Here is a 12,582-nt window from a genome sequence, read left to right on the forward strand (position 1 = left end):
GCTTCAGCCCGCGCTCTGCTCCTCCGCCAGGATGCGGTCGAGCGCCTCGTCGAGGTGCGTGTCGAAGTCGGCCAGGGCGCGCTCCTGCCCCAAGGGCACCAGTTTGTCCGTTCGGTCGAGGAACGCGACGAGCGGCACCGTCCCGGACCGGAACAGCGCGTGGTCACCGCCCACCTGAAGCCGGATCAGCACCTCGCCGAACGCCTCCGGATCGGCGGGCGCGATGTGCACATCGCCCTCACCGCACGGCCGACCCACTCCATCGATCAGCAATTCCCGCCCGAACGCCCAGGTCACCGGCGCGTCGCCGGGCAAGTGGAAGGTCAGCCGCACGGCGTACGGATCACAGGTCTCGTATCGCAGCTCCACCGGAATGCGGAAGGACAGCTCCTCCGACACGAGGAAGCTCATCATGACCTCTGCCTGTACCGACTCGCGCATCGCCTATCCCCGTCGTTTGCCGTCGACTGGCCAGGAATCGCCCCCTGACACTGCTGAAATCTTGCTTAACGTGTACGGCAGATCACAAGGAGTGAGTTTTCAGATGCTGATAGAGATGGCGAGTGTCCCTAGCAATTTGCCCATTTCGCTCTGCAGCTGGTGTGCGGCGGGGAGCAATCGCTCGGCTTGATGAGAGGGAAGGGAAATCGCCATGGTCCCGGCAGTACTGCCCGCTGTGATGGGGATGGCGGCGCAGACCGTGCCCAGCGCATACTCCTGCCGCTCGATGACGGGCTCCATTCGTCCCGTCCGCTCCAGGCGTCGCAGCAGACTGTCATTGTCACGCACTGTGTACGGAGTGATCGACTGCACCGGATAGCGGTCGAGGTGGTCGCGGCGGGCCTTGTCGTCCAGCTGGGACAGCAGGCACTGGCCGATCGCGTGGGCATGCCCGGTCTCGCGGAAATCTGCCCACTCCTCGACGGCGGGATTCCCCGGGGTGTCGGCGATGCACATGACCTCGATCTCGCCGTCGCGGTAGATCGCGTAGTACACGGGTACGCCGATCGAATCGCGCCAGTGCGCGAGTGCGTCGCTCACCGTGCTGCGACGTTTCTGCTGGGCTCCGCTGCTGCTCAGCCGCTCGGCGGCCTCACCGAGGAAGAACAGCCCCTTGTCGCGGCGCAGATAACCCTCATGGACCAGGGTGCGCAGCAGGTGGTACGCCGTCGGCAGGGCGAGCCCGGCCTCGCGGGCGAGCTGCTTGGCCGGCGCCCCGTGCTCGCGCGAGGCGACGGCCTCCAGAAGGCGCATGGCCCGCTGCACGGAGCCGATCAGGGTCGTGGGGTGCGGCTCCAGGGGCGCTGCCTGCGCGGAGGATGGGCGCGGAGTGCGGATTTCCCCGGGCGGGGTTCGTGTTTCCTCGATGGGTGCGGTGCGTGTATCCCTGGGCGGGGTGCGCTGAGCGGGTGCCTCCCCCGGCGAGGTACGTGGCTGGGTCGGCGGGCCGCATGCCCCCGCGGGCGCGCCCGATCGCTGGACGGGTGGAGCGTGTGATTCTGCGGGTGCGGTGTCAACCGTGGCCAAGGGGCACTCCCGAAGCGCGAGGGGGACCGCCCGTGCGGGGGAACACGGGAGGGGGCTGTGCGCTGCCCGCGGGGGTCGACCCCGCGTCGAATTCCGGACTTTAACCGCCTGCCACCGCTCGCAGACGGCCTCGCCGGAAAACTTCCCTCGGCCGAGGGAACCTCAGGTTCCCTTTACCGGCCGCCCGTTACCGATGACTCACCCTCTCGCGCCTCACCTGTCACCGAGCGACGACGGACCTCACCAGTCACTGCGCGACGACGAACTCGACATGAACTTCCGCACGATGTAAATCAGACCACCGACCAGCGCGACGAAGACCAGAGCCTTGAAGAGCAGGCTGATCACCACGGAGAGCACGCTGACTATCACGGTGCCGAACACGACCAGGGCGATGACCGGCACCGCGACCCACTTCACCCACCACGGCATACCGTTGAAGATCTCTCGCATCGCCCTTGCCCTTGCCTCTCTTCGCCCGTCGCCCCAAGTCCGGGGCACTGATTCCGGGTTCTCTGATGTCCTGCGTTCGATGCTAGGGCCGAGAAGGGGTCGGACGGGGGTCTCGCACCCCTTGTCCTCCCCTGACCGTTCCCCTAGGGAACCCTGAGACGGAGGTCAGCTCTCCGGCGGAGAGAACACCACCAGCACCCGCAGATCCTCGGTGATGTGGTGGAACTTGTGGGCCACGCCCGCGGGCACGTAGACGACGCTGCCCCGCGCCACCTGGGTGGTCTCGAGGCCGACCGTGATCGAGGCGCGTCCGCTCACCACGAAGTACACCTCGTCCTGCTGGTGGGGCTTCTGCGGGTCGAGTTCGCCCGCCTCGAGGGCGTACAGACCGACGGACACGTTCCGCTCGCGCAGAAACTGCAGGTAGGCGCCGTCGTTGGCGGCGCGTTCCGCCTCCAGTTCATCCAGCCGGAATGCCTTCATCGCCCTCGTCCGCTCTCGTACGCCGCAGGCTGTGTCCACAGCCTCTCTCGCCAATCGATCTCTTCTGCCACGATCAGACACATGAAGAATTTCGTAGTCAAGACGATCGCCAACGCGGGGGCCCTGGCCGTCGCCGTGTGGCTGCTCGACAAGATCACCCTGACGGGCGACAGCACCGGCAAGAAGGTCGGCACGCTGCTGCTCGTCGCGCTGGTCTTCGGCGTGGTGAACTTCCTGGTCAAGCCGATCGTGAAGGTGCTGACCTTCCCGCTGTTCATCCTCACACTCGGCCTCATCACCCTCGTGGTCAACGCCCTGATGCTGCTGCTCACCTCGTGGCTGGCCGACAAACTCGACCTGAGTTTCCACGTCGAGGGCTTTTGGACCGCCGTCCTGGGCGGCCTGATCATCTCCATCGTGTCCTGGGCGCTCAACGTCGTGCTGCCCGACGACAAGGACTGAGTTCCCATGCCCTATCGCGTCTGCTTCGTCTGCACCGGCAACATCTGCCGCTCGCCGATGGCCGAGTCCGTCTTCCGTGCCCGCATAGCGGAGGCCGGGCTCGACGCTCTGGTCCAGGTCGACAGCGCGGGCACGGGCGGCTGGCACGAGGGCGCCGGCGCCGACTCACGCACCGTCGCCGTACTGGAGGCGGGCGGTTATGAGAGCGACCACTCGGCCCGGCAGTTCGAGGCCTCGTGGTTCGAGCGTCTCGACCTCGTCATCGCCCTCGACTCCGGCCACCTCAAGGCTCTCCGCCGCCTCGCACCCACCCCCCAGGACGCCGACAAGATCCGGCTGCTGCGGTCGTACGACCCCGCCGCGGACGACGATCTGGACGTCCCCGATCCGTATTACGGACATTCGGACGGCTTCGAGGAGTGTCTTGAGATGGTGGAAGCGGCGAGCCCCGGACTGCTCGCCGCGATACAGGAGCGACTGGAGGGACGGGCGGCATGACGTCAGGGGATTTCGTCACCGGCAGCGGTGACGGCACGCGGGCGGTGCGCGCCGGGTTGCCCGAACCCGTCAAGTACGAGCCGACGCTCCCGGGCCCGGTCTTCGCCGCGCACTTCCACCTGCCGGGCGAGCCCACCGGCCCGTACACCTACGGCCGTGACGAGAACCCGACCTGGACCCTCCTGGAGCGCGCCATCGGCGAGCTGGAGGCGCCCGGCCAGGACGGTGTCGAGACGCTCGCCTTCCCCTCGGGCATGGCCGCCATCTCCGCGGTGCTCTTCTCCCAGCTGCGCGCCGGCGACATCGTGGTCCTGCCCGACGACGGCTACCAGGTGCTGCCACTGGTACGCGAACAGTTGACCGCGTACGGCATCGAGGTGCGCACCGCCCCGACCGGCGGCGACGCTCAACTGGAGGTGCTCGACGGCGCGAAGCTGCTGTGGATCGAGACGCCGTCGAACCCCGGCCTCGACGTGTGCGACGTACGACGGCTCGTCACGGCCGCACACGCGCAGGGCACCCTTGTCGCCGTCGACAACACCCTGGCCACGCCGCTCGGACAGCGCCCGCTGGAACTGGGCGCCGACTTCTCCGTGGCCAGCGGGACCAAGATGCTCACCGGGCACGGGGACGTCCTCCTGGGATACGTCACCGCGCGCGACGCCGCTCTGATGGCTCCGGTACGACGCTGGCGGAAGATCGTCGGAGCGATCCCGGGCCCCATGGAGGCCTGGCTGGCGCACCGCTCGCTCGCCACGCTCCAGTTGCGTGCCGACCGGCAGACCGCCAATGCACTGGTGATCGCCGAGACACTGCGGGAGCGCACCGAGGTGACCGGGCTGCGCTATCCTGGGCTGCCGGACGACCCCTCGTACAAGATCGCTTCGCAGCAGATGCGGCGCTTCGGGTGCGTGGTGTCCTTCACGTTGCCCACGCGCGCGCGTGCCGACCGTTTTCTCGACGCGCTGCGCCTGGTGGACGCCGCGACGAGCTTCGGAGGCGTCCGGTCCACAGCCGAGCGACGCGGCCGCTGGGGCGGGGACGCGGTGCCTGAAGGCTTCATCCGCCTCTCGGCGGGCGCCGAGGACCCCGAGGACCTCGTGGCGGACGTACTGCGGGCCCTGGACGAATCCGCGGAGTGAACGCTTCCTGAGCGACCGGTGAGTACGCTGCTGCGCGCTTGAGGGCCGCGGGATGGGTAACCCACTACGTACAACGGACGGTCCGAGCCTCCCCCCTCGTGGCTCGGACCGTCCCGGTTCTGCGCGCGAAGAACCGCGCGAACAAGGCTAGTTGACTCTGTGTCAGTGTCCAATCACAGTAGCGACAGCGACCTATCGACTTATTTATAGTTAGGGCCCGCGCGGGGGTGCTGAAAGGGGAGGGGCACCATGGATCTGGCCTTACTGCGCACCTTTGTGACTGTGCACCGGGCCGGTTCCTTCACCCGCGCCGCCGCGCTGCTCGGCCTCTCGCAGCCAGCCGTCACCTCGCAGATCCGCACCCTGGAGCGACAGTTGGGGCGGCCGCTGTTTCTGCGCCAGGCGCGCGGGGTGACGCCCACGACCATCGGCGACGAGCTCGCCCACAAGGCGGCGCCGCATCTCGACGCACTTGTGGAGATAGCCGAGACCGGTCTCGATGAGGATTCCTCAATACGCACCCTCCATCTCGCCGGCCCGCCGGAGTTCACCGCCGAGCGGGCGCTGCCCGCGCTGACGGAACTGACGGGCGACGACGGTCAGGGCTTCGCTCTGCGCGCCTCCTTCGGCAACGCGGAGGAGACACTGGAAGGGCTTGCCGCCGGACATCATGATCTGGCCATCACGACGGCCCGCCCGCGCGGTGCGCTGCTCACCGCGACTCCGCTCTGCGACGAAGAGCACGTCCTGGTCGCCGCCCCGCGCTGGGCCGGCTGTGTCGGCCCGGGAAAGCTGCGCCGCAAGGGCGCCCATGCACTGGAGAACCTCCCCGTCGTCGAGGTGCACGAGTCACTGCCGCTCGTCGCCCGCTACTGGGCCTCCGTCTTCGACTGCCGCCCGGCCGCCTCGGGCACGGTCGTCGTCCCCGATCTGCGGGCGGTCCTCGCCTGCGCCGCCGCGGGCGCCGGCCTCGCCGTGCTGCCCCGGTACCTGTGCACCGATGCCCTGGAACGCGGCGACGTCGTGGCACTCCTCGACCCGGCGGTGCCGCCACTGCGTACGTACTTCCTGGTGGTCCGCACCGGAACGCTGGCCATGCCGCATATCGCGCGGGCACACGAGTGGCTGCTGAGGGCCGCCGCCGACTGGAGCTGACGCCCCTCTCGCAGCGCTCCGGCCTTCGCGAAGTTTCACGTGAAATCGGGGCTTCGCGATGTTTCACGTGGAACCAGCGGGGCCACATTTCTCCCATGACCGTCCGACCCGTGGTCAAGCGCACCGCCCGCGCCATCCTCCTCGATGGCGACGACCTGATCCTGATCAAGCGCACCAAGCCCGGCATCGATCCCTACTGGCTCACGCCGGGTGGCGGGGTCGAGCCGGAGGACACGACTGTCGTTGATGCGCTCCATCGCGAAGTGCACGAGGAACTCGGCGCCAAGATCACCGATGTGGTGCCCTGCTTCGTCGATACCGTCGAACACATCGGTGACGACGGCGGCGCGACCGGCGTGAAGGTGCAGCACTTCTTCGTCTGCCGCCTGGAGTCCATGGATCCGGCCCTGCGGCACGGCCCCGAGGTGGACGAGCCATGCGGCGAGTACGAGATCGTACGCGTGCCGTTCACCCGGGTCGGGATCGCCTCCGTCCATCTCGTACCGCTTTCCCTGCGGCATTATCTCGACGGAAACATCGAGGGCGTACGCGCGATGCACGCGCCTGACCTGGGCTGATTCGCCGGTCTCGGGATCTCCGGCGGAAGCCTCGGTCAGTCGCCGGCCGCGACGAGCTCCTCCACCGAGTCATGCCGTATGCGGTCCGACGGAATCCCGATGTCCCTCAGCGCGTCCACACCGCTGCGGATCATCCCGGGCGGACCCGAGAGATATGCGTCGTACTCGTTCCACGGCCCGTACTCGCGGATGACGTCCGGCAACTGGAGATGTGCCTGCCGGTCGACGACAGGGCGCACCGCGAGCCAGGGGTGGCTCTGTTGGAGCCGCAGCATCGTGTCGATGTCGTACAGGTCATGATTGGTGCGAGCGCCGTAGAAGACCTCGACCGGGCGCCGCTCCCCGTGCTCGGCGACATCCTCGACCAGCGCCTTGATGGGCGCTATGCCGGTGCCGCCGCCCAGACAGAGCAGTCCGCTGTCGGTGGTGTGGTCGACGGTCATCGAGCCGGCCGGCGGGCCGAGCCGGATGATGTCCCCGGGCCGGGCGCGATGCACCAACGCATTGGAGACCCAGCCGGCCGGAACGGCCTTCACATGGAACGCCAGCAGCCCGTCGGAGCGGGGCGCTGAGGCGAACGAGTAATGCCGCCAGATCCGCGGCCACCACGGTGTCTCCAGGCTCGTGTACTGCCCAGCGAGGAAAGGGTAGGGCTGATCGGGACGGACCGTGATGACGGCGACGTCCGGGGTCCTCAGGTCGTGCGAGACCACCTCGGCATACCACCAGGCCGGAGCCCGCAGCTCGTCGGCAGCCGCCGCGTCGATCATGACCTGCGAAATCGTGGTGTACGCCCGCACCCAGGCCGCTTCCGTCTCGGCATCCCAGATCGCCGAGGCATACCGGCTGAGTGAGCCGATGAGGCACTCGCCGACGGCCGGGTAGTGCTCGGGCCGAGTGCCGTACTTGCGGTGCCCACGGCCGAGGTTCTGCAGATATGCGACGAGGACGTCGGTGTTGTCGATGTGCTCGGCGGCGGTCAGCAGCGCCTTGAGGAGCCGGTCCCGCTGGGTGTCCATCGCGGCCGGGAACAACGGGCGCAGATCCGGGTGACGCACGAAGAGCAGCGCGTAGAAGTAGGAGGTGACCTTGTCGGCGACGGGACCGACCTCGGCCATGGTCCGACGGATCAGCACGGCGTCGGGAGACGCGGCGGGGGCGGGCCTCTGAGCGGGCACATGCGGCCCTGGGGTATCCGGCTGCTGGGGAGACCGGGGTTCGGGCCGCGGAGAGCCGTGCTGGGGCCGCGAGAAGCCGTGCTCGGGCTGTGCGGGACCGGACTGCGGTCGTGCGGCATCGCGGGCGGGCTCCTGCTCGGAGCGCCGCGCCTCGGGCTGTGTGGCTGGATGGGGGCGCGCCTGGGGCGGCGCGGCCTCAAAGGGGCGCGTCTCGGGCGGCGTTGTCCCGTCGGGCGGCGTCTCAGTCGGTGCGGCCTCGCGGGGAGCTGATGACGCCTCCCCGGCCGGGGATATTCGCTCCTGCTCAGGGATTCCCTGCGCCGCGGCGGGTCGGCCGACCGGGCGCATCGCGGCCAGCCGACGGCCGTCGGCCGCCCCCTGATCACCGGCGGAAGGCGCTGGATCCTTGCGCGGCGTGAACCAGCCGCCCCCGCCGCTGCCGCCGGATGTGCCGTTGTCGGCCGACGTGGTGGTCGGAGCGTCCATGGTCTGCCTCGCCTCGAACATCTTTCGGTCGGTCTGCGCACTTCCGCAGTCGGAAGATGCCTGCTTTCCCCTGCGGACGGCTTGCTTTCTTTCCCCGTTCAGCCCCCGTCGGCCATTGCGGCCACATTGAACCCGGACTTCCGTTCCGTACGGACAAGTAAGGCGAGAATGTGACATTGGCCGCAGTATTCTCACGGCAGCATCCCACCCTGATCCGGCGCTCGCTCGCATCACGGAAAACGCGGGTCTTCGATCTCTCCGTCCCGTTAGGCTGCATTGGCCTACGTTCGCGCCCCCAGGACGTGCGTACATCTCGGCGGACGCGAACCGGAGTCGACCATACCGGCAGCCACTGCATACACAAGTCCCCTCCACCCCCGCACCAATGGGCGGGAGCGGGTCCATGAATTGCCCGAATTACCTGGCGCGACGGACCAATTCATAGGTAGCCCACAGATTCCGTCCCACGTCGCAGTGGGTGGCGAGGCCTCGCAGATGCCGCTCCGCATTGACCGCGACGGATACACCGGCTCCGCGCTGAACAGGTCCCTGCCCGACGGTGAGTCGCCATAGGCGACACAGTGAGCCCGGTTCACCCCGAACTCTTCACAGAGTCGGTCCGCGATCTGCACCTCGGCGGCGGCGCTGTCCGCTTACGGGCGAGCCCAGCTGGTGATCCGCCGTTTCACGTGAAACATCTGTCCACACCCTGTGCACTTGTGCACGGCATGGCCAAAGCGCGTACTTCCGCCCGCAAACCGGTGGACGTCGGGGGTTAGTGTCAGACAGCCTGACGTGCGTGTCGACACCTTCCCTCACCGCTCTTCCCATCCGTCGTCTGACGCTTCGCGATCTCACCGCCTGCGCCGACTTGTCCGAGGACCGGGGCTGGCCCCGTGAGGAACACAGGTGGGGGCTGCTGCTCGCGGCGGGGACGGGTTACGGCATTGATGATCCCGAGGGCGGTCTCGTCACCGCGTGCGTAGTGACTGAATACGGCCCGCGGGAGCGTCCTGACCTGGGTGCGATCGGCATGGTCCTCGTCGCTGAGAAGCATGCCCGGCAGGGGGTCGGTCGCCGGCTGATGCGGCATGTCATCGCCGTGATGGGCACCACTCCGCTGACGCTGCACGCGACTGCGCAAGGCCGCCCGCTCTACGAGGAGCTGGGTTTCAAGGTAATCGGCCGCGCCGAGATGGTCCGTGGGCTCTTCGCCCCATGCGGGCGGCAGCCGGAGGTGTTCACGCGCCCGGCCACCGCCGAGGACCTCACCGCGATCCTCCGGCTCGACGAGGAGATCTTCGGATCCGACCGCACCCACATGATCACGCGGTTGCCTGCCTTCTCCGACCAGCTGCGCGTGGCCGAGGAGAGCGGCCGGATCATCGGATTCGCGTCCGCCTGGCCCACTATGGACAACCATGTCGTGGGTCCGCTGATCGCCCGTGACACGGAGACCGCGAAGGCGCTCATCGCCTCGCTGGCCGCCCACACCGACCGCCCGCTGCGCACCGATGTCGACGTACGGCACGAAGAGCTGCTGTCCTGGCTGACGGAGCGCGGTGTGGCCTCCATCAGCTTCAACTCGGTCATGACGTACGGGATCTCGGAGCTGCCCGGGGACTGGACACGACGCTTCGCACCTCTGACAGTGGCGGCGGGCTAGACGCGCGCTGCCGTACGTCAGACGAGTGCTTCGACGGCTGCGGCGGCGAAGCCGTGGTCCTGGTCCGGCATACCGCCGCCGACCCCGATCGCGCCGATCAGTCGGCCGTTGCGGTGCACCGGCACGCCGCCCGCGATAAAGAGCAGGGGCCGGTCGAGCGCGGTGGGCAGGGTGTGGAAGAGGCCGCCGGGCTGGACCGCGTCGACGAGATCAGCGGTGGCGGAGTCCAGCTGGAGCGCCGTGTAGGCCTTGCGGGTGCTGGTCTCGCCGGAGATCAGCACGGCCTGGTCGTCGCGCCGGAAGGCGAGCAGATGGCCACCTGCGTCGAGGACGGTGACGCTGACTTTCACCCCGGCGGCTTCGGCGGCGCGACGGGCCGCGGTGACGAGAACCTCGGCGTCCCCGATGGTCAGCGGGGCAACGGCGGTGGTGGTGCTCATGAGGGGGTTTCTCCTTGGGAGGCGAGCTGAGTGGGTAGCGGGTGGTGCTGAGGCGAAGACGACGCGGAGACGGCTCTGGCCCCGCGCCTGGTTCGACACCGGTCAGTTGTGGACGGTGGTCCGCTGTTCGGTAGGCGCACCGCCGGTGATCACGGCACTGGGGACGTCCGCACGGCGCTCCAGAGCGGCCGAGAGGAGGGCGAGAACGAGCGCGCTCGCGGTGAGAACGGCGCCGACCCAGTTGGGAGCCGTGTAGCCGAGGCCCGCCGCGATGACGAGGCCACCGAGCCAGGCCGACAGGGCGTTGCCGAGGTTGAAGGCGCCGATGTTCACGGCCGAGGCCAGCGTGGGGGCGCCGTGGGCCTGGTCGAGGACGCGCTTCTGCAGTGGCGGAACGGTCGCGAAGCCCAGAGCGCCGATCAGGGCGATCGTGACGGCTGCCAGGATCTTGTTGTGCGCGGTGACAGTGAACAGCGCGAGCACGACGGCGAGGCCGCCCAGGGACACGTAGAGCATCGGCATGAGCGCGCGGTCGGCGAACTTGCCGCCGATGAGGTTGCCGCCGACCATGCCGAGGCCGAAGAGCACCAGCAGCCAGGTGACGGAGCCGTCGGCGAATCCCGCGACGTGCGTCATCATCGGCGCGATGTAGGTGACGGCCGCGAAGACGCCGCCGAAGCCGAGCACGGTCATCGCCATGGCCAGCAGAACCTGGACGTTCTTGAAAGCGGCCAGCTCGTGACGCAGGTGCACGCCCTCGGGCTTCGGCATGTCGGGGACCAGCTTGGCGATGCCCAGCAGCCCGATGACACCGAGCGCGGCGACACCCGCGAAGGTGACGCGCCAGCCTGCGGTCTGTCCGATCAGCGTTCCCAGCGGGACGCCGACGACGTTGGCGATGGTGAGCCCGCTGAACATCATGGCGATCGCACCGGCCTTCTTCTCGGGCGCGACCAGTTCGGCGGCGACCACCGAACCGATGCCGAAGAAGGCACCGTGGGCGAGAGAGGCGACCACCCGGCCCGCCAGCATCAGCCCGAAGGCCGGGGCGACGGCGGAGAGTAGGTTGCCAAGGACGAACAAACCCATCAGCAGCATCAGCATCCGCTTGCGGGACACCTTTGTGCCGAGCGTGGTCATGATCGGGGCACCAACCACCACGCCGAGGGCATAGCCGGTCACCAGCAGTCCGGCGGTGGGGATGGAGACACCGAAGTCACCGGCGACCTCGGGCAACACGCCCATGATCACGAACTCGGTGGTTCCGATGCCGAAGGCCCCGATCGCGAGGGCCAGAAGCGCGAGAGGCATGGGGGGTACACCTTCCCAAACGATTGCAGGAGCGCTTTGCGTGCCTTCACAATAGTTGCAAACGCGGGTTATATGCAACAGCGGGCTATTGCGTTCGTGCTCTATCCTGGGTCTCAGCCGCTCCGGGACGGAGGAAAACGCCATGACAGCCACGGACCCCGCGCTCACCGCCCTCGCTCAGGGCTGGTGTGCTCTCTCCCTGCTGCACGGGAGGATCGAGGCCCACATCGAGCGCGCCCTGCAGGCCAGGCACGGCCTGAGCGTGCGGGAGTACTCGCTGCTCGACGTGCTCAGCCGGCAGCACGACGGCGACGGCGGTCATCTGCAGATGAAGCAGGTCGCGGATGCTGTCGTGCTCAGCCAGAGCGCCACCACGCGACTCGTCACGCGTCTCGAGGACCGCGGGCTGCTCTCGCGCTACCTGTGCCCGACGGACCGTCGCGGCATCTACACGAACGTCAGCGAGGCAGGGCTCAAGCTCCTTGAAGAGGCGCGGCCCACCAACGACATTGCCCTGCGCGAGGCGCTCGACGAAGCGGCCAAGAACCCGGACCTCGCCCCGCTGGTCCAGGTCGTGGAATCGGCGAGCGTGCCCGCCCAGTCCGTCCCCGCCGTGGGCGTGCCCTCGTAGGGTGCCCTTATGGGAGATCTTGAAATACGAAACGCGGTTGCCGACGACGTACCCGCCATCGTCGCGATGCTCGCCGACGACCCGCTGGGCGCCCAACGGGAGTCCCCGGACGACATGACCCCCTACCTGGCCGCCCTGGAGCGCCTCAGCGACGACCCGAACCAGCACGTGGTCGCCGCCGTACGCGAAGGCCGCGTCGTCGGCACTCTGCAGCTCACGGTGATTCCCGGCCTGTCCCGCAAAGGGGCGACCCGCTCCGTCATCGAAGGTGTACGCGTCCACGCCGACGAGCGCGGTAGCGGCCTCGGCACCCAGCTCATCGAGTGGGCGATCGACGAGTCCCGCCGCCAGAACTGCCAGTTGGTTCAGCTGACCTCCGACGTCACCCGCACCGACGCCCATCGCTTCTACGAGCGGCTCGGCTTCACGGCCTCGCACGTTGGCTACAAACTGCCGCTCTGACGCGGCCCCCGGCGTATGGATGGCGGGAGGCGGCCTGTTTCACGTGAAACAGGCCGCCCCCCCCCCCGGGGGAGCCCAGACGAGACCCCCCCCCCCCCCCCGGGGGCCCC

Annotated in this window: 15 protein-coding genes and 1 pseudogene; 8 read left to right on the plus strand and 8 right to left on the minus strand. The window is 68.5% G+C overall.

The features are described 5' to 3' along the window. Window positions 1-3: 3 nt before the first annotated feature. The 4 genes from AB0D27_RS12450 to AB0D27_RS12465 all read right to left on the minus strand — a co-directional run bounded on the left by AB0D27_RS12450 (window position 4) and on the right by AB0D27_RS12465 (window position 2,463). Entirely contained in the window at window positions 4-441 is a 438-nt protein-coding gene (locus tag AB0D27_RS12450; RefSeq protein ID WP_362506077.1) for an SsgA family sporulation/cell division regulator, read from the minus strand. A 99-nt stretch (window positions 442-540) separates the two neighbouring features. After that, the gene (locus AB0D27_RS12455; protein WP_362506080.1) at window positions 541-1,266 is read right to left on the minus strand and encodes an IclR family transcriptional regulator C-terminal domain-containing protein; all 726 of its coding nucleotides are present in this window, start codon (window positions 1,264-1,266) and stop codon (window positions 541-543) included. Between the two features lie 501 nt (window positions 1,267-1,767). Next, window positions 1,768-1,980, minus strand: coding sequence for a DUF5326 family protein (locus AB0D27_RS12460; RefSeq protein WP_189187169.1), 213 nt, complete (start codon window positions 1,978-1,980; stop codon window positions 1,768-1,770). A 165-nt stretch (window positions 1,981-2,145) separates the two neighbouring features. Next, window positions 2,146-2,463 carry a cupin domain-containing protein gene (locus AB0D27_RS12465; RefSeq protein ID WP_362506083.1) on the minus strand — a complete coding sequence of 106 codons (318 nt, stop codon included), beginning with the start codon at window positions 2,461-2,463 and terminating at the stop codon, window positions 2,146-2,148. Window positions 2,464-2,544: 81 nt separating this feature from the next. On the opposite strand from AB0D27_RS12465, the gene AB0D27_RS12470 reads away from it, so the two are divergent. The 5 genes from AB0D27_RS12470 to AB0D27_RS12490 all read left to right on the plus strand — a co-directional run bounded on the left by AB0D27_RS12470 (window position 2,545) and on the right by AB0D27_RS12490 (window position 6,298). Continuing rightward, window positions 2,545-2,925, plus strand: a complete 381-nt coding sequence (locus AB0D27_RS12470; protein WP_362506086.1) for a phage holin family protein — start codon at window positions 2,545-2,547, stop codon at window positions 2,923-2,925. Window positions 2,926-2,931: 6 nt separating this feature from the next. Further along, a complete protein-coding gene (locus AB0D27_RS12475; RefSeq protein WP_362506089.1) occupies window positions 2,932-3,423 on the plus strand; it encodes a low molecular weight protein-tyrosine-phosphatase in 492 nt (163 codons plus the stop codon). After that, on the plus strand, window positions 3,420-4,565 hold the full coding sequence (locus AB0D27_RS12480; RefSeq protein ID WP_362506092.1) for a cystathionine gamma-lyase: 1,146 nt from the start codon (window positions 3,420-3,422) through the stop codon (window positions 4,563-4,565). The genes AB0D27_RS12475 and AB0D27_RS12480 overlap by 4 nt, the downstream gene beginning before the upstream one ends. Window positions 4,566-4,814: 249 nt before the next feature. Next, entirely contained in the window at window positions 4,815-5,720 is a 906-nt protein-coding gene (locus tag AB0D27_RS12485) for a LysR family transcriptional regulator (RefSeq protein ID WP_362506095.1), read from the plus strand. A 95-nt stretch (window positions 5,721-5,815) separates the two neighbouring features. Then, window positions 5,816-6,298, plus strand: coding sequence for an NUDIX hydrolase (locus AB0D27_RS12490; RefSeq protein WP_362506098.1), 483 nt, complete (start codon window positions 5,816-5,818; stop codon window positions 6,296-6,298). A gap of 35 nt (window positions 6,299-6,333) precedes the next feature. On the opposite strand, the gene AB0D27_RS12495 is transcribed toward AB0D27_RS12490, so the two are convergent. Then, window positions 6,334-7,962, minus strand: a complete 1,629-nt coding sequence (locus tag AB0D27_RS12495; protein ID WP_362506101.1) for a globin domain-containing protein — start codon at window positions 7,960-7,962, stop codon at window positions 6,334-6,336. Between the two features lie 417 nt (window positions 7,963-8,379). Beyond that, window positions 8,380-8,609, minus strand: a pseudogene (locus AB0D27_RS12500) (hydrolase); the annotation flags it as partial. A 152-nt stretch (window positions 8,610-8,761) separates the two neighbouring features. Here AB0D27_RS12500 and AB0D27_RS12505 point away from each other — a divergent pair. Beyond that, window positions 8,762-9,628, plus strand: coding sequence for a GNAT family N-acetyltransferase (locus tag AB0D27_RS12505; RefSeq protein ID WP_362506104.1), 867 nt, complete (start codon window positions 8,762-8,764; stop codon window positions 9,626-9,628). Window positions 9,629-9,645: 17 nt separating this feature from the next. Here the strand turns inward: AB0D27_RS12505 and AB0D27_RS12510 are convergent, their stop codons facing one another. Together AB0D27_RS12510 and AB0D27_RS12515 are read right to left on the minus strand one after the other, a co-directional pair. Further along, window positions 9,646-10,068, minus strand: a complete 423-nt coding sequence (locus AB0D27_RS12510) for a heme-binding protein (RefSeq protein WP_362506107.1) — start codon at window positions 10,066-10,068, stop codon at window positions 9,646-9,648. 102 nt (window positions 10,069-10,170) lie between these two features. After that, on the minus strand, window positions 10,171-11,379 hold the full coding sequence (locus tag AB0D27_RS12515; RefSeq protein WP_362506109.1) for an MFS transporter: 1,209 nt from the start codon (window positions 11,377-11,379) through the stop codon (window positions 10,171-10,173). A 142-nt stretch (window positions 11,380-11,521) separates the two neighbouring features. Between AB0D27_RS12515 and AB0D27_RS12520 the strand changes: the two genes are divergently transcribed. Together AB0D27_RS12520 and AB0D27_RS12525 are read left to right on the plus strand one after the other, a co-directional pair. Then, complete coding sequence (locus AB0D27_RS12520) at window positions 11,522-12,010, plus strand: MarR family transcriptional regulator (RefSeq protein ID WP_362506112.1); 489 nt, start codon at window positions 11,522-11,524, stop codon at window positions 12,008-12,010. Window positions 12,011-12,019: 9 nt separating this feature from the next. Continuing rightward, window positions 12,020-12,472: a GNAT family N-acetyltransferase gene (locus tag AB0D27_RS12525; RefSeq protein ID WP_362506115.1), complete on the plus strand. Its 453-nt coding sequence runs from the start codon at window positions 12,020-12,022 to the stop codon at window positions 12,470-12,472. Window positions 12,473-12,582 lie beyond the last annotated feature (110 nt).

Source organism: Streptomyces sp. NPDC048415 (assembly GCF_040651675.1).
In the GTDB taxonomy this organism is placed as follows: domain Bacteria; phylum Actinomycetota; class Actinomycetes; order Streptomycetales; family Streptomycetaceae; genus Streptomyces.